Source organism: Loktanella sp. D2R18 (assembly GCF_003318235.1).
Taxonomy (GTDB): domain Bacteria; phylum Pseudomonadota; class Alphaproteobacteria; order Rhodobacterales; family Rhodobacteraceae; genus Yoonia.
Window position 1 is genome coordinate 364,076 of sequence record NZ_QOCG01000011.1, and the last position, 23,067, is coordinate 387,142.

The 23,067-nt window shown below is 54.1% G+C and carries 24 protein-coding genes; 1 reads left to right on the forward strand and 23 read right to left on the reverse strand.

Annotated features, from left to right (window positions below; genetic code table 11):
* Positions 1 to 195: 195 nt before the first annotated feature.
* The gene (locus tag DS901_RS08490; protein ID WP_113776482.1) at positions 196 to 1,653 is read left to right on the forward strand and encodes a DEAD/DEAH box helicase; all 1,458 of its coding nucleotides are present in this window, start codon (positions 196 to 198) and stop codon (positions 1,651 to 1,653) included.
* A gap of 457 nt (positions 1,654 to 2,110) precedes the next feature.
* On the opposite strand, the gene DS901_RS08495 is transcribed toward DS901_RS08490, so the two are convergent.
* From DS901_RS08495 to DS901_RS08600, 23 genes are all read right to left on the reverse strand, one after another.
* Positions 2,111 to 3,775, reverse strand: a complete 1,665-nt coding sequence (locus tag DS901_RS08495) for a ribonuclease J (protein WP_113776483.1) — start codon at positions 3,773 to 3,775, stop codon at positions 2,111 to 2,113.
* Positions 3,772 to 4,545 (reverse strand): type III pantothenate kinase, encoded by a 774-nt coding sequence (locus DS901_RS08500; RefSeq protein WP_113776484.1) that lies wholly within the window; start codon positions 4,543 to 4,545, stop codon positions 3,772 to 3,774. The genes DS901_RS08495 and DS901_RS08500 overlap by 4 nt, the downstream gene beginning before the upstream one ends.
* A 14-nt stretch (positions 4,546 to 4,559) precedes the next feature.
* Positions 4,560 to 5,318 carry a biotin--[acetyl-CoA-carboxylase] ligase gene (locus DS901_RS08505; RefSeq protein WP_113776485.1) on the reverse strand — a complete coding sequence of 253 codons (759 nt, stop codon included), beginning with the start codon at positions 5,316 to 5,318 and terminating at the stop codon, positions 4,560 to 4,562.
* The gene (nuoN, locus tag DS901_RS08510) at positions 5,308 to 6,744 is read right to left on the reverse strand and encodes an NADH-quinone oxidoreductase subunit NuoN (protein ID WP_181820814.1); all 1,437 of its coding nucleotides are present in this window, start codon (positions 6,742 to 6,744) and stop codon (positions 5,308 to 5,310) included. Before nuoN ends, DS901_RS08505 begins: the two co-directional genes overlap by 11 nt.
* Before the next feature lie 12 nt (positions 6,745 to 6,756).
* Entirely contained in the window at positions 6,757 to 8,304 is a 1,548-nt protein-coding gene (locus tag DS901_RS08515) for an NADH-quinone oxidoreductase subunit M (protein WP_113776486.1), read from the reverse strand.
* Entirely contained in the window at positions 8,304 to 10,388 is a 2,085-nt protein-coding gene (gene nuoL / locus DS901_RS08520) for an NADH-quinone oxidoreductase subunit L (protein ID WP_113776487.1), read from the reverse strand. Before nuoL ends, DS901_RS08515 begins: the two co-directional genes overlap by 1 nt.
* A gap of 5 nt (positions 10,389 to 10,393) precedes the next feature.
* Positions 10,394 to 10,699, reverse strand: a complete 306-nt coding sequence (gene nuoK, locus DS901_RS08525; protein WP_113776488.1) for an NADH-quinone oxidoreductase subunit NuoK — start codon at positions 10,697 to 10,699, stop codon at positions 10,394 to 10,396.
* Between the two features lie 46 nt (positions 10,700 to 10,745).
* Positions 10,746 to 11,351, reverse strand: coding sequence for an NADH-quinone oxidoreductase subunit J (locus DS901_RS08530; RefSeq protein WP_113776489.1), 606 nt, complete (start codon positions 11,349 to 11,351; stop codon positions 10,746 to 10,748).
* Entirely contained in the window at positions 11,348 to 11,746 is a 399-nt protein-coding gene (locus tag DS901_RS08535) for a carboxymuconolactone decarboxylase family protein (RefSeq protein ID WP_113776490.1), read from the reverse strand. Before DS901_RS08535 ends, DS901_RS08530 begins: the two co-directional genes overlap by 4 nt.
* On the reverse strand, positions 11,743 to 12,162 hold the full coding sequence (locus tag DS901_RS08540; protein ID WP_113776491.1) for a DUF4259 domain-containing protein: 420 nt from the start codon (positions 12,160 to 12,162) through the stop codon (positions 11,743 to 11,745). The genes DS901_RS08535 and DS901_RS08540 overlap by 4 nt, the downstream gene beginning before the upstream one ends.
* 11 nt (positions 12,163 to 12,173) lie before the next feature.
* A complete protein-coding gene (nuoI, locus tag DS901_RS08545; RefSeq protein ID WP_113776492.1) occupies positions 12,174 to 12,668 on the reverse strand; it encodes an NADH-quinone oxidoreductase subunit NuoI in 495 nt (164 codons plus the stop codon).
* Between the two features lies 1 nt (position 12,669).
* Positions 12,670 to 13,428, reverse strand: a complete 759-nt coding sequence (locus DS901_RS08550) for a hypothetical protein (protein WP_147249885.1) — start codon at positions 13,426 to 13,428, stop codon at positions 12,670 to 12,672.
* Positions 13,429 to 14,469 carry an NADH-quinone oxidoreductase subunit NuoH gene (gene nuoH, locus DS901_RS08555; protein WP_113776494.1) on the reverse strand — a complete coding sequence of 347 codons (1,041 nt, stop codon included), beginning with the start codon at positions 14,467 to 14,469 and terminating at the stop codon, positions 13,429 to 13,431. It lies immediately after the preceding gene.
* Between the two features lie 106 nt (positions 14,470 to 14,575).
* Complete coding sequence (gene nuoG / locus DS901_RS08560) at positions 14,576 to 16,591, reverse strand: NADH-quinone oxidoreductase subunit NuoG (protein ID WP_113776495.1); 2,016 nt, start codon at positions 16,589 to 16,591, stop codon at positions 14,576 to 14,578.
* 140 nt (positions 16,592 to 16,731) lie between these two features.
* On the reverse strand, positions 16,732 to 17,136 hold the full coding sequence (locus DS901_RS08565; RefSeq protein WP_113776496.1) for a DUF5333 domain-containing protein: 405 nt from the start codon (positions 17,134 to 17,136) through the stop codon (positions 16,732 to 16,734).
* Positions 17,137 to 17,317: 181 nt separating this feature from the next.
* The gene (locus DS901_RS08570) at positions 17,318 to 17,728 is read right to left on the reverse strand and encodes a hypothetical protein (RefSeq protein ID WP_113776497.1); all 411 of its coding nucleotides are present in this window, start codon (positions 17,726 to 17,728) and stop codon (positions 17,318 to 17,320) included.
* A complete protein-coding gene (gene nuoF / locus DS901_RS08575) occupies positions 17,725 to 19,011 on the reverse strand; it encodes an NADH-quinone oxidoreductase subunit NuoF (protein ID WP_113776498.1) in 1,287 nt (428 codons plus the stop codon). Before nuoF ends, DS901_RS08570 begins: the two co-directional genes overlap by 4 nt.
* On the reverse strand, positions 19,011 to 19,241 hold the full coding sequence (locus tag DS901_RS08580; protein ID WP_113776554.1) for a DUF5337 domain-containing protein: 231 nt from the start codon (positions 19,239 to 19,241) through the stop codon (positions 19,011 to 19,013). The genes nuoF and DS901_RS08580 overlap by 1 nt, the downstream gene beginning before the upstream one ends.
* Before the next feature lie 51 nt (positions 19,242 to 19,292).
* Positions 19,293 to 19,952 (reverse strand): NADH:ubiquinone oxidoreductase, encoded by a 660-nt coding sequence (locus DS901_RS08585; protein ID WP_113776499.1) that lies wholly within the window; start codon positions 19,950 to 19,952, stop codon positions 19,293 to 19,295.
* Positions 19,953 to 20,072: 120 nt separating this feature from the next.
* Positions 20,073 to 21,170, reverse strand: coding sequence for an NADH-quinone oxidoreductase subunit E (locus DS901_RS08590; protein WP_113776500.1), 1,098 nt, complete (start codon positions 21,168 to 21,170; stop codon positions 20,073 to 20,075).
* Positions 21,171 to 21,306: 136 nt separating this feature from the next.
* On the reverse strand, positions 21,307 to 21,648 hold the full coding sequence (locus tag DS901_RS08595) for a hypothetical protein (RefSeq protein WP_113776501.1): 342 nt from the start codon (positions 21,646 to 21,648) through the stop codon (positions 21,307 to 21,309).
* Positions 21,649 to 21,669: 21 nt separating this feature from the next.
* Complete coding sequence (locus DS901_RS18730) at positions 21,670 to 21,828, reverse strand: hypothetical protein (protein ID WP_181820815.1); 159 nt, start codon at positions 21,826 to 21,828, stop codon at positions 21,670 to 21,672.
* Entirely contained in the window at positions 21,828 to 23,066 is a 1,239-nt protein-coding gene (locus DS901_RS08600) for an NADH-quinone oxidoreductase subunit D (protein WP_113776502.1), read from the reverse strand. The genes DS901_RS18730 and DS901_RS08600 overlap by 1 nt, the downstream gene beginning before the upstream one ends.
* Between the last annotated feature and the right edge of the window lies 1 nt (position 23,067).

A 23,067-nucleotide genomic window follows, 5' to 3' on the forward strand; every position in this document is an offset into this window, starting at 1 on the left:
CGGCAAGAGTTGCGATCACGGCATTGCACGGTGGCCACAATTGGCCGCTGTCTGTATGCGAAATGCTGCTTCGCTTGACGCTAAAGGCTAATTTCGCTATCCGCAGACCGGACGGCACGGGCCGTCGAGACCGGGGCGTTCGGGGAAATGCGTCCTTTCACAAATGCGGATCGATCCCGCACACTTAGGACGCACATGACGAAATTCACTGATTTGAACCTTGATGCCAAGGTTCTAAAAGCTGTAGCCGAAACAGGTTACGATACACCAACACCTATTCAGGCTGGTGCAATTGCCCCCGCACTAGAAGGACGCGACGTTCTTGGAATCGCGCAGACCGGCACAGGGAAAACCGCGGCGTTTACCTTGCCGATGATCACGCTTTTGGGCCGAGGCCGCGCCCGCGCCCGTATGCCACGTTCGCTGGTGCTGGCCCCGACCCGCGAATTGGCGGCACAGGTTGCAGAAAACTTTGACGCCTATGCAAAATACACCAAACTTAGCAAAGCCTTGCTGATCGGCGGGACGTCTTTCAAAGACCAAGACAAGCTGATCGACAAAGGTGTCGACGTGTTGATCGCGACGCCGGGCCGCCTGTTGGACCATTTGGAACGCGGCAAACTGATCCTGACCGACGTGAAAGTCATGGTCGTCGATGAAGCCGACCGCATGCTGGACATGGGGTTCATCCCCGACATCGAAGAAATCTTTAAACGCACGCCGTTCACCCGCCAAACGCTGTTCTTCTCGGCGACGATGGCCCCAGAAATTGAACGGATCACGAATACATTCCTGTCCAACCCCGCCAAGGTCGAAGTCGCGCGCGCGGCAACGACAAACACCAACATCAAACAAAGTGTTGTGATGTTCAAAGGCTCATCCAAGCCCAAAGAGCCTTCCGAGAAACGCGCGCTTTTGCGTGATCTAATTGATAGCGAAGGCGATAGCTGTACCAACGCAATCATCTTTTGTAACCGCAAGTCAGATGTCGATATCGTCGCCAAGTCACTGAATAAATACGGCTATGAGGCTGCGCCGATCCACGGAGATTTGGATCAGACACACCGCACCCGGACGCTCGAAGCCTTCCGCGATAACAAACTGCGTTTCCTTGTGGCCTCTGACGTGGCTGCGCGTGGGCTTGATATTCCGGCAGTGACCCATGTGTTTAACTTTGACGTGCCAAGCCACGCCGAAGACTATGTGCACCGCATTGGCCGCACAGGCCGTGCCGGGCGCACGGGCACCGCGATCATGATCTGCGTCGGACGCGACGACAAAAACCTCGCTGACGTCGAAGCCTTGGTCAAAGAAGAAATTCCACGCCAAGAAGCCCCGGTCAAAGCAGCCCCTGCCCCCAAGGCACCGGCAGCCGACGCGGATGAGAAACCAAAGCGTTCACGCACACGTACGCGTCGTAAGCCTGTTGAACCAAAGCAGGCCGAAGAGAATACACCTGCGGAACCGGCAGCCCCCGTTGCCGAAAAAGCCCCAGCTCCAAAGCAAGAACAAGACCACAAACCACGCGAAAACCGCCAGCGCGGCGGACGCGGACGCAATCAGCCGCGCGATAACGGCCCTGCGATTGTCGGCATGGGTGAAGATACCCCCGCTTTTATCGCGATGAGCTTTGAGGAGCGCGCGAAGGCGTAATCCGTCATGGGTCCCCAATTACTTCATTGGAGGGAAAATCGTTATTTCGGATAAAATTATGTCTGAAATACATTACCTCAACACTAATATGGTTTCTGACGCTGCCAAGGATTGAATTAATCCTTGGCAGCTAGCCTATCTTGGTTGCCAAGCCCCCTAAAAAACCGCTATTTTTAACCTCAAAGGCAAAGACAACGACGCAACTAAAGCGAGGAGTCTGCCTTTGGAACTAATTCATTTAATTGAGAACGCTGAACTGAGCCTATTTGGCATGAAACGAAGCGGCCTAGGAGCAGTACTCCTGTTTCTTATCGCAATTACGTATATCGTAAGCAGTCGAAAACAGGGGGGCGGCTTCTGGCCATTTTGGCAGCGCGTTATCCTGCATGTATCAAAAGGACATCACAACAAAAAGAGGCCCCCAAAAGGCGCCTCAAGACGATAAAATGCGAACATTTTAGCTCAATCGAGATACAATCACTGTCACCTCAGGCTTTTTACCTATCTCTGCCGCAGCAGAGCGGCGCGCGATTGTTTTGAGCTCTTTTTCCAGCTTCACTTCGTCGCGCAGCGTTTTGGCGTTGGCACGATTCATGAATTGGCTCAGGTCTTGTTCGACCACATCCACAAGGGCGGCATTGTTACGACCTGTTTCCGCGATGCCAGAGATTTCAACCCACGGATCACCTAATGGTTCATCGTTTTCGTCGATGATCAGCGTCACGATCATATGGCCGTTCAGCGCCATACGGATCCGGTCGCGCACGATGCCGTCCATCGCGCCGATTTGCACGGTGCCATCAAGATAAGTGCGGCCCGTTTCGATGTATTCTGCAACTTTTGGTGCGTTGCCTGACAGGTCAATCATCATACCGTTAACGGCAACAATCCCAGTCAGGCCTTTGGCATTCCCGACTTTGACGTGTTCTCGCAAGTGACGGTGCTCGCCGTGCATTGGGATCAAGATTTGCGGTTTGACGATCTCGTGCATGGTTTCCAGATCGGGGCGGTTGGCGTGACCTGACGTATGGTACTTGCCGCCTGCGTCATCGATCACATCAACGCCCAATTCGGACAGTTGGTTCATGATCCGGATCACGCCGCGTTCATTGCCGGGGATCGTTTTGGACGAGAATAGGAAGGTATCCCCTTCTTTCAGTTTCAGGCCCAAATACGACCCTTGGGCCAGTTGTGCAGATGCAGCGCGGCGTTCGCCTTGCGATCCCGTCACCAGCAGCATCACGTTCTCGCGTGGCATGTTCAGCGCGTCCTCTGGGGATACGACAGGTGGGAAGCCGGACAAGATGCCGACCTCGGTTGCAGCTTCGACCATGCGGCGCATCGCGCGGCCGAGTAACACAACAGACCGTCCGCCCTTTTCCGCTGCAATCGCCAAAGTCTTTAGGCGCGCGATGTTGGATGCGAAGGTGGTCGCGACAACCATGCCGGTTGCTTCTTTCATCATATCGGCGATAGCATCGCCAATTGTCGCCTCGGATCGGCCTGCCGCGTCAGAAAAAATGTTTGTACTGTCACAGACAAGCGCTTTGACGCCATCTTTAGACACCTCTTCCCACAGCGCCGCATTCCACGGATCGCCCACCACCGGGGTTTCATCGATCTTAAAATCACCGGAGTGCAAGATGCGCCCATCAGGGCTATCGATCAAAAGACCAGCACTTTCAGGGATCGAATGGCTGATTGGCAGGTAAGACACTTTGAACGGGCCGCAATCGATGACTTGTGGGTAGACGTCCACGACCGTCACAACGCTTTCGGGCAAACCGTGTTCACCCAATTTGCGACGCGCGATATTCGCGGTGAACGGCCGCGCATATACAGGCGCACCAAGCTGTTCCCAATAATGCCCAATGGCACCGACGTGGTCTTCGTGGGCGTGGGTAATAAAGATGCCTTCGATCTGGGATTTGCGTTTTTCAAGCCATGAAATGTCCGGCAGGATCAGATTAACACCCGGCGTGCCGTCCATGTCAGGAAATGTCACGCCAAGATCAACCACGATCAACCGTTCTTTGCCTGGTGCGCCATAGCCATAGACATAGGCGTTCATGCCGATCTCGCCGGCACCCCCAAGAGGCAAGTAGATCAGGCGGTCGGTCATGTGTTTTCCTTATTGTACTTATTGATCACGGTCAGCCCGTGCATCGTCAGATCGTCGTCATATGAATCGAACAGATTGTCCGCTTGTTGGAACAGGGGTGCGAGCCCCCCGGTTGCGATAACTTTCATGGGCGTATCGCGTTCCGCTTTGATCCGCGCACATATCTCGCGGACCAACCCGATGTAACCCCAAAAGACACCAGATTGCATGCAAGCCACAGTATTTGTGCCCACAACACGCTGCGGCATGGTGATATCGACATGCGGCAATGCGGCGGCAGCATTGTGCAGCGCTTCAAGGCTCAGATTGACGCCCGGTGCGATCACACCACCGACATAGGCCCCGTCTGTGTCAACCACGTCAAATGTGGTCGCCGTGCCAAAATCAACAACGATCAGGTTACCACCAAAACGGTCATAGGCGCCGGCCGCGTTCACAATCCGGTCTGGCCCGACGGCTGTTCCTTCATCGACACGCGGCTGCTGTGCAAGCAAGCAATCAGATTTGCCAACCACCAAGGGGCGACAATTGAAATAGCGATCGGACAGGACACGCAGATTGAACACGACGCGCGGAACAGTCGAGCTGATGATCATCTCAGTAATTTCAACATCCAGCTGTTGCACAGCCATCAAGGTGGACAGCCAGACGTAATATTGATCCGCCGTGCGCTGCCATTCAGTACTGGTGCGCCATGTCGCGATAAAGCTGTCTCCATCCCATATAGAGAACACAGTATTGGTATTGCCGCAGTCAATCGCCAAAAGCATGGGTTATCTCCCGTCTAAAAATACACGTCCGCAGCCGCGATTACACGTTCGCCTCGCGCCGTCTGCAACACCAGATTGCCATCCATATCAACCGTATCAAAGCGCCCTGTGATTTCTTCACGCCCGGTGCGGGCGGTGATCACTTCGCCCAAGCGCGCGGCTTTGGACAACCAATCGTCGCGAATACGCGCGAAACCGAAGCTACGCAAATTTTCTTCTTGGGTCGCGTATGCCTCTGCAAGCACCGATAGGAAATCGACCGGGTCAACATCCCACCCGCCAGTGGCCCGCAAGCTGGTGGGCGCAAAGGCTGCGTTTTCGACCGCCTGCGGCGTCGTGACAAGGTTCACGCCGATCCCGATTGAAAGCCAATCGACGCGCGACCCCTGCCCGCTGCTTTCGAGCAAAATCCCAGCGACCTTTCCACCAGACAATAGCACGTCATTCGGCCATTTCTGCGCCAGCTTTTCAGGTTGCACATAGACAGATAGCGCTGCCCCCAACGCATTCGCGGCAACAAATGACCGTTGGGCCGCTTCTGCAAGCGTGCAATCAGGCCTAAATACGAGCGTGGCGATCAGATTACCCGCGGGATCCACCCAAGGCCGCCCACGGCGCCCGCGCCCCGCGGTTTGGGTATGTGCCATTATCCAAGTGGGGTGTTCTAAGGTCGGCGCGAGGCGTGCCGCCTCGGCCATCGTGCTATCCACACTGTCGAGAATGACACGCGCGTAGCCATCAGGCCAATGCGCGTGTGTATTGTCAGTGAACAAGCGCTTCTGCCGCAGCTTGGGCAATCGGTTCGATTCCGAACAGGTTGATCACGCCGATCAACATCGCCAAGGAAGCCGCCATCAAGAAGCCCCATAGAACAGGGTTCATCTTGCCATCCAATTGCTCCGTTTCTTCGCCGAAGTACATGTAGTACACGATGCGCAGGTAATAAAACGCGCCGATCACAGAAGCGATCACACCCGCAACTGCCAACCACGCCAAACCGGCATCAAAGGCCGCACGCAGCACGTAGAACTTACCAAAAAAGCCAACCATTGGCGGCACCCCTGCAAGGCTGAACATCAAGACCAGCAGCGCAAGTGCGCGTAGCGGCTGGCGCTTGGAATACATCTTGAGGCTCTCGATTGAGGTCACCGGGCGGCCATCACGTTCCATCCCAAGGATAAACGCAAAGGCGCCGATGTTCATGGTCACATAGATCGCCATGTAGATCAGCATCGCCTGCACGCCCAAAACTGTGCCTGCCGCCAAGCCCATCAAAGCAAAGCCCATATGCGCAATGGATGAATAAGCCATCAGACGTTTGATGTCTTTTTGTCCAATCGCTGCTACCGCGCCAAGGAACATAGATACGACTGCAAGCAAAGCTACGATCTGCTGCCAATCGGACACGATGTGGCCAAATGCGTCGTGCACAACCCGTGCAAACATAGCCATTGCTGCGAATTTTGGCGCTGTCGCAAAGAAAGCCGTCACAGGTGTTGGTGAGCCTTCGTATACATCCGGTGTCCACATGTGGAAAGGTGCCGCCGAGACTTTGAATGCAAGACCCGAGACCAAGAACACGATGCCGAACAGCAGGCCCAACGATGGGTGATGCGCGCTCGCCTCGATGATGCCGCTGAACAATGTTGTCCCGGCGAAACCATAAGTCAAAGACGCGCCGTAAAGCAGCAGACCTGATGACAGCGCGCCAAGAACAAAGTATTTCAGCCCGGCTTCGGTCGATTTCACGCTATCGCGGCGCAATGACGCCACAACGTAAAGTGACAGCGATTGAAGCTCTAGCCCCATATACAGCGCCATCAGATCGCCAGCCGAGACCATGACCATCATCCCGACGACCGACAGGGCCACAAGGATCGGGTATTCAAAGCGCAGCAACCCGCGGCGCTTCATATAGGCTTCGGACATCATCAAAACAGCGGCGGCAGAGAGCAAAATCGCGACCTTCGCAAAGCGCGAGAAGCCATCATCGTTGAACATGCCGTCAAAGGCGGTCTGTGTGCCCTGCCCGTTTATGCCAATCCAAAGGCCCATCAGGACAAAAAGCCCCGATGTCACCCATGTCAGCAACGACGCGGATTTGTCTTTGTTGGTGTAAACCGCCGCCAGCAAGGCCAGCATGGCATAGATAGCCAGCAGGATTTCAGGCATGACGATTTGGATATCTGCGGAAATCATGTCATCCGTTCCTTAATGCGACGCTACTGGGGTGACGGGAGCAAAGCCCGCGACAGCCGTTTCGTAATTTTCAACCAATGCTTCAACGCTTGGCCCAATGATATCAAGAACCAGCGCCGGGTAGACACCCAGCAGCAATGTCATGGTAACCAGCGGGACAAAGATCAGCTTTTCACGCTTGGTCATATCGGTGATGGATTTCAGGCTTTCTTTGATCAGATCACCCATGACAACCCGGCGATAAAGCCAAAGCGCATAAGCCGCCGAGAAAATAACGCCAGTGGTCGCGATGGCTGCCACCCAAGTGTTCACTTGGAATATCCCGACCAGCACCAAGAATTCGCCGATAAACCCAGACGTCCCCGGCAGGCCAACATTGGCCATGGTAAAGAACATAAAGATCAGCGCATAGGCCGGCATCCGGTTCACCAACCCGCCATAGGCGTCGATTTCGCGGGTATGCATTCGGTCATAGATCACGCCGACACATAGGAACAAAGCGCCGGAAATAAAGCCGTGGCTGATCATTTGGAAGATCGCACCGTCTATGCCTTGTTGGTTAACGGCAAAGATCCCCATCGTCACGTAACCCATGTGGGCAACCGATGAATAGGCTATCAGCTTTTTCATGTCCTCTTGGACCAGTGCAACCAGCGATGTGTAAACAATCGCGATTGCTGACAGCCAAAGCACAAGCGGCCCCATGACCTCGGACCCGATTGGGAACATTGGCAAGCTGAACCGCAAGAAACCGTAGCCACCCATTTTCAGCAGGATCGCCGCCAGCACAACAGAACCCGCTGTCGGGGCTTGCACGTGCGCGTCAGGCAACCATGTGTGAACCGGCCACATAGGCATTTTCACGGCAAATGATGCAAAGAACGCAATCCACATCAAGGTCTGCGCGCCGCCCATGATGTTCAGGCCAAGCACAGTGATTGGGTCAGAGGCAAAGCTGACTTCTGGGGACAGCAACAGCGCAATGTCAGTGGTGCCCGCGTGGTAGAACATCGCGACCATAGCAACCAACATCAACACCGAGCCAAGGAAGGTATAAAGGAAGAACTTGAAAGATGCGTAAATCCGGTTCTTGCCGCCCCAGATCCCGATGATCAAGAACATTGGGATCAGACCCGCTTCAAAGAACAGGTAGAACAACACCAGATCAAGCGCCATGAACACGCCCAACATCAATGTTTCCAAAAGCAGGAAGGCGATCATGTATTCTTTGACGCGCGTGGTCACATTCCAGCAAGAAGCAAACACAAGCGGCATCAAGAATGTGGTCAACATCACGAATAGAATGCTGATCCCGTCAACGCCCATCTTATATTGCAGACCTGCCAACCATGTGCGTTCTTCGACAAACTGAAAACCAGTGTCAGACGGGTCAAAGTTCGAAAGGATAAACAGAGACACCACAAAGGTAACCAACGATGTGCTCATCGCGACCCATTTTGCATTTCTCTGTGCCGCCGCATCATCGCCACGCAATAGAAGCGCGAGAATGATAGCCCCGCCCAGCGGGATGAACGTCGTAAGCGAAAGGATATTGCTCATTAGTGCGCCCCCCCTGACATCGACACAATGGTCAGCAGCACCGTGATCCCAATAACCATGCCCAATGCATAGGTGAACACATAACCAGACTGCGCACGACCGGCGAGCCTTGTGAAGAATGGAATGATGCCCATGGTCAAACCGTTAATCCCACCATCAATGAGTTGCGTATCTCCGCGTTTCCAGAAGAACCGACCAATGGCCATCGCGGGCCGTACAAAGATCAGATCGTACAGCTCGTCAAAGTACCATTTGTTAAGCAAGAACCGATAAAGCGGTGCTTGTTGCGTCGCCAGTTTGCCCGGCAGATCAGGACGACGGATATACATCAAGAACGCGAGGCCAAAGCCCAAGATCATCGCAATGAACGGCGATACCTTGACCCATGTCGGCGTATGGTGAGCGTCGTCCATCACGTGATTGTCGTCAGCCATAAAGATGGCACCTTTACCTGGCACTGAGGCATGTTCTGCATCAGTAGCATGATCATCCGTTGCGTGATCATCGCCATGCGCATCCGCTTCACCGTGGCCTGCATCTGAATGCATTTCCGCGTCCGCAATCCCAAAGAAAGTTTCGACCTTATGGTGATCGCCAAAGAATGAATTATACCAAAGCATCCCAGAGAACACCGCACCAAGACCAAGAACACCCAGCGGGATCAGCATAACCATCGGGCTTTCATGCGCGTGGTCATGTGTATGCTTATCGCCACGCGGTTTGCCGTAGAAAGTCATGAACATCAGACGCCAGCTGTAGAAACTGGTCATGAAGGCCGCAATCACAAGCATCCAGAACGCATAGCCACCGGATGTGCCTGCAAAGGCGCTCTCGATCACCGCATCCTTAGATAGGAAACCCGCGAAACCAATGTGTGTCAGCGGGATACCCACCCCGGTGATCGCCAAGGTGCCGATCATCATCGCCCAGAACGTATAGGGGATCTTTTTACGCAGACCGCCGTAGTTCCGCATGTCTTGTTCATGATGCATCGCGTGGATCACAGAGCCCGCACCAAGGAACAGCATTGCTTTAAAGAACGCATGTGTCAGCAAGTGGAACATCGCGACTGAATAAACGCCCACACCCGCAGCCACAAACATGTAGCCCAGCTGCGAACAGGTTGAATATGCGATGACGCGTTTGATGTCGTTTTGAACAAGGCCCACGGTTGCCGCGAAAAACGCGGTTGTGGCACCCAAGAAAACGATAAACGCGGTGGTTTCCGGCGCATATTCCATCAATGGCGACATGCGACACACAAGGAAGACACCAGCCGTAACCATGGTCGCAGCGTGGATCAGCGCAGATACAGGCGTTGGCCCTTCCATCGCGTCTGGCAACCATGTGTGCAGGATCAATTGCGCCGATTTCCCCATCGCACCGATGAACAACAGCATAGCGATCAGGTTCGTTGCGGACCAATCTTTCCAAAGGAAGTGCAGGTTTTGTTCGGCTATGTGCGGGATTTCAGCAAAGATATCGTCGAAATCTACACTATCCGTCATCATATACAGCGCAAAGATACCCAGCGCGAAACCAAAGTCACCGACACGGTTCACGACAAACGCTTTGATCGCAGCAGCACCAGCAGAGGGCTTTTTGTAGTAAAAACCAATCAGCAGGTATGAAGCAACGCCCACGCCTTCCCAGCCAAAGAACATCTGAACAAGGTTGTCAGAGGTGACAAGCATCAACATCGCAAAGGTAAAGAACGACAGATACGCAAAGAAGCGGGCCTTGTAGTTCTGGCCTTCACTAAAGTGTTCATCATGGGCCATGTAGCCGAATGAATAGAGGTGAACCAACGCAGAAACGGTCGTGATCACGATCAACATGATCGCGGTCAAACGGTCCATACGGATCGACCAATCAGTCGACAGTGTGCCGCTTTCGATCCACTTTAGAATAACGATTGGATCATCAGGGAAGTTTCCGCGAAAGAACACGATCCATGACAGGAAAGCTGCCAGAAACAACAGGCCGGTGGTGATCCACTGCGCGGCGGTTTCGCCGATCAGTTTCCAACCAAAGCCGCCAATAAGCGCGCCCACAAGCGGGGCAAATAGGATGGTGGTTTCCATGTGCCTTAACCCTTCATCACGTTGACGTCTTCAACGTCGATGGTTCCGCGGTTGCGGAAGAAACAAACCAGAATGGCCAGACCAATCGCAGCTTCAGCAGCGGCAACCGTCAGAACAAACAAGGTAAAGACCTGACCAACAAGGTCATCAAGGTAGCTTGAGAAAGCGACAAAGTTGATGTTCACCGCCAGCAGCATCAATTCGATGCTCATCAGCAAGATGATCACGTTTTTACGGTTCAAAAACAGGCCAAAGATGCCAATGACAAACAGGGCCGCAGCCACCGCGAGATAATGTTCAAGTCCGATCATCGTGTCATTCCTTCTAAGGCAAAAACGTACAAAGAGAATATCTTCATCACAGCCCCTGCCCCGGTTTAACGTCTTTGAGTTCCATTGCTTTGGCCGGATCACGGTGCATTTGCGCGATCACGTTCTGGCGTTTGATATCCACGCGGTGGCGCAGCGTCAGCACAATCGCACCAATCATCGCGACTAGCAGGATAAGGCCTGCGAGCTGGAACAGCATGATGTATTTGTCATAGATCAGCATGCCCAAAGCAGCCGTGTTATCTGCATCGCCTTGTGGTGCGGCGACCCGCGCTGAAACCCCGTCCGAGAAATCCCAAACGCCAAAGGCCAACGCCAATTGCATGATAATCACGATCCCGATCAGCAAGGCCAGCGGCATGTATTTCGCCATCTCAGCCTTGAGTTCGGCAAAATCGACATCCAGCATCATCACAACAAAAAGGAACAGTACCGCGACCGCGCCGACGTAAACGATGATCAACAGCATCGCCACAAATTCAGCGCCAAGCGTCACGAACAGCCCTGCCGACGACAAGAACGCAAGGATCAGCCAAAGCACCGAGTGTACGGGGTTGCGGCTAACCACTGTGAACAACCCGCCCACAACCGTGGAGATAGCAAATAGATAGAATGTGAACGCGAAAACACTCATGCGGTTTCGTCCTTTTCCAACACTTCATTGGCCAATTGCATGGCCTTATTCATGGCAGGCACACCGCCAAACATGCCCATCTGGGCGATTGTTTCGGCGATTTCCTGTTTCGTTGCACCCGCTTCGGTCAAATGCCGGACCGTCAGGCGAATTTGGGCTTCGGCTTGGGCACCCAGCACTGTCAGCCCCGCAAGGGTCAACAAAAGCCGAGTTTTGGCGTCAAGCCCATCTGGGTTCACGCCCTTACCGAAAAACATTTCCATGGTTTCCTTTGGCATCGTCGGCCATAGGTTTTCAAATCCGGTAGGGGTAAAGGCATCCATGTCGACATTCATCGACTTGGCCCAATCCTGCCCCATCTTCATCATGGCTTCAAAAGGGTTTTGATCGTTCATGCAGCATCCAATCGCGCACGCAACGTCTTCATCTGGGTGAGCCAATCGTCAAGCTCATCCGTTTCAGCCCAAAGATCATAAAGCTCTGACGTTTCGGCGTCGGCCATCAACGCTTCAAGTGCTTCGCTGGTGCGGGCCTGTACATTATCGATCTCTAACAGCGCATCTTTGTGGTTTTCAACCGGGTCTTCCAACTGATCCGCAAGATCCTCGTCCGGCTTGCCAAGGGCAGCAGCGACAACTTCGGCCAAGGCAATCACACCCGTACCGATATCACTTTCGACGTAGCCGCTGGCAACCGCGTCAGAACACGCGTCAAGAATATCGGTCGCCGCAGAGGCCCCAAATTCACCAAAATCGGTCAGCCAGTCCTGGCTGCCGTCATTGTCGAGTGATCCTACGCCCCAAGCGCCCATCTTTTCTTCCCCTACCGGTACGGTGCGTCAAGCTCGAGATTGCGCGCAATCTCGGATTCCCAACGGTCGCCGTTCGCCAGCAGTTTTTCTTTGTCGTAATACAGTTCTTCGCGGGTTTCGGTGCTGAATTCGAAATTCGGCCCCTCAACAATTGCATCCACTGGGCAGGCTTCCTGGCAGAAACCGCAGTAGATGCATTTGGTCATATCAATGTCATAGCGCGTAGTGCGGCGGGACCCATCATCGCGGGGTTCCGCGTCAATGGTGATCGCTTGCGCCGGGCAAACGGCCTCGCACAATTTGCACGCAATACAGCGCTCTTCGCCATTCGCATAACGGCGCAACGCATGTTCGCCACGAAAACGCGGGGACAAAGGCCCCTTTTCATGTGGGTAGTTCAACGTGGCCTTGGGCGAGAAGAAATACTTCAACCCCAGTTTAAAACCGACATAGAAATCCTGCAGCAGGAAATACTTTACGGCGCGTGTGTAATCCATTTGGGTCATCCTAGGTGAATTCCTCGCATCTTTCGGCTACGCTTGCAGGCTCAGTGTAGTGTTCATGCGCACGCATGAGATCGGCGTAGGCTGCATCTCTATCGTCTGGTAGAATGCTCGCAAAGTCTGTTTCGAAGTATGACCGCATAAACAAGAGATACTCCATCGGGCAATTTCCCGTATAAATTGATCGCGAAACGTTCCGCCACAACTCATCGCCCTTTTCGCCGAGGCCAGATGCCATCGGTGGATTTCTTACTTCTTCTGCAGAGGGCCAAATGCAGTCCATGAGGTCTAACAGATACAGCGCGCGACCATATTGCTCGGCCTCAACCTCAAGGTAGTTGTCGCTTTGAAGATGGTCCTCATCCGTGAGTAGATTCGTGTACTTAAGCTGTTCGACGATCCCGAATGCACCAACAAACACAATAGCCAAGCCACGCTTATCGATGTCAGTCATCTGCGACGCTATGCTGTCCTTGCCTAGCGTCTCAAGCCATTGCATTTCGTCAGACTCATCGCCCATCCCAAACGGCGCTTCCATCAGCCGAAGAAGTTCTTCGTCCATAGTCGCGTCGCGTGCCGGCGTCGGGCAGGTATCAGCCACATACGTCATAATAGTCTCGGCAAATTCCTCCGCACGGTGATCATCCGCCAAAGAACCCGCACTGCTGTACCGCGCCCAAGCAAAGCTTAGGCAAACTGCGGCAGCAAGCGCGGCGCAACACAGCATCACTGTGCGGCGGGATATGATCGCTCGTAGGATCAATTAACCACCCATTGTCCAGCGTGCCCAGAAACCGCCGAGCACTTCGAATTTTGCGAGGAATGACACTAGAACCACCCAGAAGAGTGAGAGCGGCAAGAAGACTTTCCAGCCGATCCGCATCAGTTGGTCATAGCGGTAGCGTGGTGTGATCGCCTTGACCATTGAGAAGACAAAGAAACAGCCAGCCATTTTCAGCACCATCCACAGGATACCATCTGGCAGGCCCGGAATTGGTGACAACCAGCCGCCAAAGAACAGCAGTGAAATCAGCGCGCACATCAGTACGACGGCCATCAATTCACCGATCATAAACAGCAAGAACGGTGTTGATGAATATTCAACCTGATACCCCGCAACCAGTTCGGATTCCGCTTCGGGAAGGTCAAACGGTGGGCGGTTGGTCTCAGCCAGTGCAGAGATAAAGAAGAGAAACAGCATCGGGAAATGCGCAACCCAATACCAGTTGAACAGGCCGGCCTTGCCGTCTTGGGCCGCGACGATATCGCCAAAGTTCATGGAACCGGTTGAGATAATCACACCGATGATGATTAGGCCCAGCGAGACTTCGTAAGAAATCATCTGCGCGGCAGACCGTAGTGAACCAAGGAATGGGTATTTCGAGTTCGACGCCCACCCGCCCATGATCACACCGTAAACCTCGAGCGAGGACACCGCGAAGACAAACAGAATGGCCACGTTGATGTTGGACAGCACCCAACCATCGTTGAACGGGATCACCGACCATGCGACCACGGCCAGCACGAACGAAATCATCGGCGCAAGGAAGAAGACAAATTTGTCAGCACCCGCAGGGACGACGATTTCTTTGACGATGTATTTCAAGAAATCCGCAAAGGATTGCAGCAAACCAAAGGCACCAACCATGTTTGGCCCTTTGCGCATCTGGACGGCGGCCCAGATTTTACGGTCCGCATACATCAAGAACGCCAAAGCGACCAGCAATGGGACCAGAACCAGCAAACACTGGGCCAAAATCACAAGGACGATCCCAAGGTTGGTATTGGTGAAGAACTCGACCATATTTATTCCCTCACACCATGAACTGGTGCCATCTTGACGCGGCGCGCGTGTTTGTCGTGCCACTGGTGCCAGCCAAAAGGCTGCAATTTATGGGGCGAACCCCGTCTTATTCAGCCGCGACTGCGGGGGTTGCCCGCGCTTTGGCATTCGCGCTGAGTTCAGCCATCAGGCTGGACGCACGCGCGATTGGGTTTGTTAAGTAGAAATCCGTGATTGCGTACTTGAACGCGGCTTTCCCCGGCATTTTCGCCTCAATAGGGTGCCATTCATTTTCCGTGACTTCGTCAATCTGACCCAAATGCGGGTGGGCGCTCACAATCGCCTGACGCAGTTGCGCCATGCTATCATAGGGCAAGGTTGCGCCCAATTCAGCAGATAGCGCGCGCAAGATCGCCCAGTTTTCTTTGGCCTCACCCGGAGGGAAGCTGGCACGCAGTGCAAGCTGCGGACGCCCTTCGGTGTTCACAAACAATCCGTTTTCTTCGGTATAGGCAGCGCCCGGCAGGATGATGTCTGCGCGGTGCGCACCACGATCCCCATGCGAACCTTGGTAGATCACAAATGCGCCCGGGGCGATGTCGACCTCATCCGCGCCTAGGTTATAGATCACCTCAGCGTCTTTGATTGCGTCCATGCCACTGTCAGTCACAGCACCAACATCAAGCGCACCAACACGTGACGCTGCCCCGTGCAGCACCATCAATTTGCCGTTAGAGCGTTCAACCGCTTTCATCACTTGGCTTAATACGGCTTCGCCGTCAGCCTCGTTCAATGCGCCTTGGCCCACGATCATCACAGATTTCTTGTCTTTGATGTCGCCGAATGCATGGTCAGCCAATGACACCAGCGCGTCGCGGTCGGTGCCCATATGAACATAGTCATAGGTCAAATCGACGGCTTCGCCGATCAGCGCGACATTTGCCCCTTTGGACCAAGCACCACGGATACGGGCGTTCAACACAGGCGATTCTTCGCGTGGGTTGGTGCCGATCAGCATGATGTATTCTGCGTCGTCGATATCTTCGATTGACGCGGTACCGACGTAGGCCGACCGATTGTCAGCAGGCAGTTTCGCACCGTTGGTGCGCGCCTCGACTACGCCGCCTTGGGCTTCGATCAGTTGTTTCAGTGCGAATGTCGCTTCGACCGGGGCCAGATCACCGACAAGCCCTGCGACTTTTTTACCGTTCATTGCTGTGGCGGCGGCGGTTAATGCCTCGTCCCAACCAGCTTTGCGCAATTTGCCGTTTTCACGGATGTAGGGTGTATCTAGACGTTGGCGGCGAAGACCATCCCAAACAAAACGTGTCTTATCCGAAATCCACTCTTCGTTCACGCCGTTGTGGTTGCGCGGCAAGATACGCATGACTTCGCGGCCTTTGGTATCAACGCGGATGTTTGACCCCAGCGCGTCCATCACATCGATTGATTCTGTCTTGGTTAATTCCCAAGGACGGGCGGTAAATGCATAGGGTTTCGACACCAGTGCGCCAACCGGGCACAGGTCAATGATGTTACCCTGCATATTCGAATCAAGCGTTTCACCCAGATAGCTGGTGATTTCCGCATCTTCGCCACGGCCAGTTTGGCCCATCTGCGTGATGCCTGCGACTTCGGACGTGAACCGCACGCAGCGGGTGCACGAAATACAGCGGGTCATGTGGGTTTCGACAAGCGGGCCAAGATCCAGATCATCAGTCGCGCGCTTTGGTTCACGGAAGCGGCTAAAGTCGACGCCATAGGCCATCGCCTGATCTTGGAGATCGCATTCCCCGCCTTGGTCACAAATCGGACAATCAAGCGGGTGGTTTATCAGCAGGAATTCCATCACGCCTTCACGGGCCTTTTTGACCATGGGCGAATTGGTTTTCACAACGGGTGGCTGACCTTCTGGGCCGGGGCGCAAATCGCGCACCTGCATCGCACAAGAGGCGGTGGGTTTTGGCGGGCCGCCGACAACCTCGACCAGACACATGCGGCAGTTGCCCGCAATCGAAAGCCGTTCGTGATAGCAGAACCTTGGAACTTCGATCCCGACCTGTTCACAGGCCTGGATGAGGGTCATCGCCCCATCAACTTCGACCTCAGTTCCATCAATGACGACTTTGCGTAGATCAGACATGGCGTGCCTTTTTATTCCCTTGCGCGCCTTCCCCGACAAGTTGGGGTGGGACCGCGTTAGCCGCGTTCTAACGCGACCGGGAACATGATGCCAGTCAGTTTGACAAAAAAGACGCCAAAATTCGCGTCAAATTCGGCTCCTTAGCGCAACAACCACCCTACGCGGGTATTTGCAGCGATTTGCGCATGGCCAACGGTGCAATATGTGGCAGGATCATCGACGACCACCCCAAGCTGCGCAAGCTGCGCGCGCGCGATACCTTCGAGCCTGCGTTTTTCGGCACGATCCCCGACATAGGCATCAATTTCAGCGTCCGAATACCCCAGCTCTGCAGCCCGCCGTTTGAGCGATTGAAGGAAATTAATACCACGAAACGTGCGCGCACGAATGTCGCTGCATTGCTCTGAAATCTCATAGGCCATGCCAACATAGATGATGCCATCGCGCACTTCGGGCTGATCGCGCAACGCGGTCTGCGCGGATAAATTGCCGGCAAGCCCACATAGAACTGCGGCGGCGGCGATAATAAATGGGGGTTTGGCCATGTGTCGTCTCCTGTAGGGCGGTTCTTAATGCGCCTTTGATTGCACCAAAGATTGTCATTGCGGCACCGTTATTCAATATCAGTGCCTTGATTACCTATGGGATCGGCCAGGTTTCGCGTAAAAATAAAAAGGGCCGCGCAGAAACTGGCGGCCCAAAAACAATCGCGTCTTCGCAGAGTTTCTAAACAGGTACCAACAAGGCGCTCAGCGCGGTACCTTCAAGCGTTTCAGCCGTAGCGGCAGGACATAGATCTTGACCGACCATTTCAACACCGTGCTTTGCTTCAAAGCTGCGTTCGCTGACGCTGGTTTCCGTTTCAATCGCAAGACGCAAAGGGATCGCAGAGAGTGAGCCACGCCCCATTTCATTGCGTTTTTCGTTCAGCTCAGCATCCAATGCCGCATCATAACGAAAATCAGCGCAGTTGCGCGCGACATCATTCGCAACTTTCAGCGTCGCGTAATACTCTGGCGTCGACATGTTATACAGTTTTTGCACTGCAGGATCATCAAACGAGCGCGCAGCACCCGATCCGGTTGCACAAGCGGCAAGCGTCAAAGCCGCCCCCAAAATTAGGCCTGTTTTCATCATTCTGCTGCAATCCCCGCAATACGTTTATGCTTAATCCGGTCTTCAATTTCATCCCGGAAATTCCGGATAAGAGCCTGAATTGGCCATGCGGCCGCATCACCAAGCGCACAAATTGTGTGGCCCTCAACCTGTTTGGTCACATCAAAGAGCATATCGATTTCTTCGACAGATGCATCACCTTTTACCAAACGCTCCATAACGCGCATCATCCAGCCGGTGCCTTCGCGACACGGCGTACACTGACCGCAGCTTTCGTGCTTATAAAACTTGGACAGACGCCAGATCGCTTTGATCATATCTGTTGATTGATCCATCACAATGACCGCCGCAGTGCCAAGGCTGGAGCCTTTTTCTTTGAGCCCGTCGAAATCCATGATCGCATCGCGCATGTTTTCACCGCGCACGTTAGGCACGGAAGAGCCACCGGGGATCACAGCCTTAAGGTTATCCCAGCCGCCCTTGATGCCACCGCAGTGCTTTTCGATCAGCTCTTCAAACGAAATACCCATTTCTTCTTCGACGACGCAGGGGTTATTCACGTGACCTGAAATCGCAAACAGCTTGGTGCCCGCATTGTTTGCGCGACCGATGCCCGCAAACCAACCACCACCACGGCGCAAAATCGTTGGCACTACGGCAATTGATTCGACGTTGTTCACAGTTGTCGGGCAGCCATAAAGACCAGCGCCCGCTGGGAACGGCGGCTTCATCCGCGGCATACCTTTTTTGCCTTCAAGGCTTTCGAGCAGCGCGGTTTCTTCACCGCAAATATAGGCCCCCGCCCCGTGGGTCAGGTAAATATCGAAATCCCAACCCGATTTAGCGGCATTTTTACCAACTAAACCCGCAGCATATGCTTCGTCGATCGCGGCTTGCAGGGCTTCTTTTTCGCGAATGTATTCGCCGCGAATATAAATATAGCAGGCGTTTGCGTTCATCGCGTAAGAAGCGATCAAGCAACCTTCGACCAATGTATGCGGATCATGGCGCATAATTTCGCGGTCTTTACATGTGCCCGGCTCAGATTCGTCGGCATTCACAACAAGGTAAGATGGGCGACCGTCGCTTTCTTTGGGCATAAATGACCATTTCAGACCGGTCGGGAAACCCGCACCACCCCGGCCACGCAAGCCAGAGGCTTTCATCTCGTTCACGATCCAATCGCGGCCCTTTTTGATGATATCCGCAGTACCATCCCAGTGACCACGCGCTTGAGCGCCAGCCAAGGTGCGGTCGTGCATCCCGTAAAGGTTCGTGAAAATCCGGTCTTCGTCTTTGAGCATCAGCTTTCGCCCTTGTCGTTCTGGCGTGTCCGCCAGAGTTGAAATGTCTGCCACAGCGCAAAGCCGAAACCAGCAAGCGCCGCAAGGTCAAATAACCCGCGCGTGCGCTGGGTCCAACCGAAATGTGACCCTGCCCATGTCGCTACGATCCATAAAACACCTGTTCCGGCAAGAATCAACGCGGCGCGTTGACCTGACTTGGCACGTTTGATGTCTAAATCGTTGCTCATCTGTGGAACGGCGCCCAACGGCGCCGCCTTTCGCATCGTCTACACGGTGGTTTATCCCGCCGCTAGGGTCTTTGCCTGTTCTACCCATTTGTCACGCGTTGCACGACCCTTAAATCCAGGCAAATTCTCATCAACCCATTTTTGTTCAGCCGGGCCCCAAGCGGCGATCTGATCAAAGTGATAAAAACCCATACCATTGAGCATCGTTTCCAGCTTTGGGCCGACGCCTTTGATCTTCTTCAAATCGTCGGCGCCGCCTGCACGCGCAGCTTCCAGACCTGCAGGCTTCTCGTCTGCAAATACAGGTTCGTCGGCGGGCATGGGTTCAGGTGCTGGCTCAACGATAGGTGCTGGTTCCACTGCCATTTTTGGTTCGGGTTCTGCGGCTGCTTCGGGTTCAGGAATTACTTCAGCTTCGGGTGTGGCTTCCGGCTCTTCGGTTGGTTCCGGCGTAGACTCGGCTTTCGGTGCAGGTTTGCTTGGCGGCACATCCTCCACGGGATTTGCAGCGGCAGGCGCATCTTCCCCGACGAACGCATCAAGCAGCCCCATCATCATCGCAAACAAGATCGCGGCAGCCACAATCAGGCCAATAAACAACGCGCCAAAAAAACCAAACTTGCTAAAAATCAGTAGAAGAATCGCAAAAACGGCTCCTATACCGCCTGCAATAAACAGCATCCGCTGCGTAATGGGTTTGAGTTCATTCATTGTGCAGTCTCCCTCGGGTGATCAATTCGCCGAACCATTACCCGCACAAACGGATTCACCTAGGGATTTTTGTACAAACGGCCATTTATCTCCATAAATCGCCCAATTGCCGCGCAAATGTTACTTTTCTGCCAATTCTTTCGCCTGCGCCATCCAATTGTCACGAATGATCCGACCTTTGAATTTCAAGCGGCTATCCACCCAAGCGACCTGCGCATCTGTCCAATCAGCGATCTGATCAAAATGCCAGAAACCAAGGTCGTTCAACACGCCTTCCAGCTTTGGACCAACGCCGCTAATTTTTTTCAAGTCATCCGCACCAGTTTCGCGGGCAGCATCCAACGTGAGCGGCTGTTCTTCAGCGATATCCGCAGACACGTCGGGCTTGGCCTTGGATTTGGCGACAGCCTGCTGCTTGGTGATGCCGGTCTCGTCGATAGGCTTCTTCGCGGCAGGTTTCGCAGCTTTGGGTTTGGCTGCTGCTTTGGGCTTCGCGGGTTTAGCGGCGGCATCTTTGACCCAGGGGGTCAAAAGCGGCACTTCGGTGCCATCGATGCGCTTTACAGTGTCGCCGATTTCGACAGCGGCTTGCACGCTGGCGTTATATTTGGTCTTACCGCTGTCATAGTCGCGCAGGCTGGTCAGGCCCTTGAGCGGCTCTGCTGCGAAACGCCCGTTTTGAGGACCCGGCACGGGCACCTGCCCTGCGGCCAATTCATCGATGATTTCGCTCAGGCGTTCTGCGGTCAGATCTTCGTAATAATCTTTGCCGATCTGCGCCATAGGCGCATTCGCGCAAGATCCAAGGCATTCCACCTCTTCCCAAGAAAACTTGCCGTCAGCAGAGACTTCATGCGCCTTTTCAGCGATCTTATCTTTACACACGCCAATCAGATCCTCGGCGCCGCAAATCATACACGATAGGGTACCGCAAACCTGAATATGGGCAATGGAGCCAACAGGCTGCAGTTGGAACATGAAATAGAACGAGGCGACTTCCAGCACGCGAATATATGCGAGATCAAGCATCTGTCCGACATATTCGATCGCCGGACGGGTCAACCAACCGTGCTGTTCTTGGGCGCGCCAAAGCAGCGGGATCACAGCCGAGGCCTGACGGCCTTCGGGGAATTTTTTCATCTGCGCTTCGGCCCATTTCTGGTTGTCTGGCGTGAATGCAAATGTTTCAGGCTGGTCGTGATATAGGCGGCGTAGCATTAGTGTATCCCAGTCATTACGGCGGCTGATGTGGTCAGCACGAACAAGGCGGTAGGGACGACCCCACCGGGGTTAAAACAGGCTGTCATAAGGAGCAAGCCGGGCAATCCAGCGTTTATGAGGTTCGGGGCTTCCATTATAGGCAGTTCGCGGAAATCAGTTCGAACGATTGTTGGTCCGCAGCGATTTGACCGCGCCCTTCGGCCCGTAATTCGGTCATGATCCGCGCCAAATCCTCGCGCGATAGCGTCGCGTCAGTCAAGATCGTGGCAGAGTTGCTTTGGTTCACGACGCAGCCGTTTTGTTCAACCGTCGTCACAAACCGTTCCTTCGCCGAAAGCGGGTTCACAATCGGTGCGGCAACGGGAACAGGTGCCGGAGTAGGCGTCGCATTAGGGCGAAAGTCGGGAATTTGAAACATTCCGCCTGAACAAGCGGAAAGCGTCACAAACGAAAGACCGATCAAAGAACGTTTCATGTTTTCTTTTCTCCTGCGCGCCTAAAGCATACCGCGTATGAACGTTGCCAAAAATACCGCTACCGCACCTGCCAACGCAGATTTCAAAACCCGGCTGCGCCCCTTAGCAACAAGACCGCCTGCGATGCCGCCAACGGCTCCCAGAACAAGCAGCCAAATATCAAGCGTGATCGACCCCATCAGCGGTCGATCTCACCAAACACAACATCCATCGTCCCGATGATCGCTGCGACGTCGGCCAATTGGTGGCCGCCCGCGACGTGATCCATCGCTTGCAAGTGCAAGAAGCCCGGCGCGCGCAGTTTTGCGCGATACGGTTTGTTGGATCCGTCAGCGACCAAAAACACACCAAATTCACCTTTAGGCGCTTCAACGGCGGCGTAAACTTCGCCGGCGGGAACGTGGAACCCTTCGGTATAAAGCTTGAAGTGGTGGATCAGCGATTCCATCGATGTTTTCATCTCGCCGCGTGTCGGCGGGGTCATCTTACCGCGCGCCATCACATCACCTTTTTCATGGCGCAGCTTTTCGCAGGCCTGACGGATGATCGATGTGGACTGGCGCATTTCTTCCATGCGGCACAGGTAGCGGTCGTAGCAGTCGCCGTTTTTACCAACTGGAATTTGGAATTCAAATTCGTCATAGCATTCATAGGGTTCTGCACGGCGCAAATCCCATGCAAGTCCAGACCCGCGCACCATCACACCAGAAAAACCCCATTCTTGGATGTCTTCTTCGGTGACGATACCAATATCGGCGTTGCGCTGTTTGAAAATCCGGTTTTCGGTCAGCAAGCCGTCGATGTCGGCAAGGACCTTTGGGAACTCAACAGCCCAAGTGTCAATGTCTTCGATCAGTTGATCAGGCAGGTCCTGATGCACACCACCGGGGCGGAAATAAGCGGCGTGCAAACGCGCACCACAGGCACGCTCATAGAAAACCATCAGCTTTTCACGCTCTTCAAAACCCCAAAGTGGTGGGGTCAGCGCGCCAACATCCATCGCTTGCGTGGTGACGTTCAGCAGGTGGTTCAACACACGGCCAATTTCAGAATAAAGCACGCGGATCAGGGAGGCACGACGCGGCACTTCGGTGCCCGTCAGTTTTTCGATCGCTAGGCACCAAGCGTGTTCTTGGTTCATAGGTGCCACATAATCCAACCGGTCGAAATACGGCAAGTTTTGCAGATATGTGCGGCTTTCCATTAACTTTTCGGTGCCGCGGTGCAGCAGGCCGATATGCGGATCGCAGCGTTCTACGATTTCGCCGTCCAGCTCTAGCACCAAACGTAAAACACCGTGGGCCGCCGGGTGCTGCGGACCAAAGTTGATGTTAAAATTACGAATTTGCTGTTCGTCAGTGGCCGCGTCAGTTGAACCGTCGTCATACGCGTTCGTGCGAATATTGCCATCCATCATC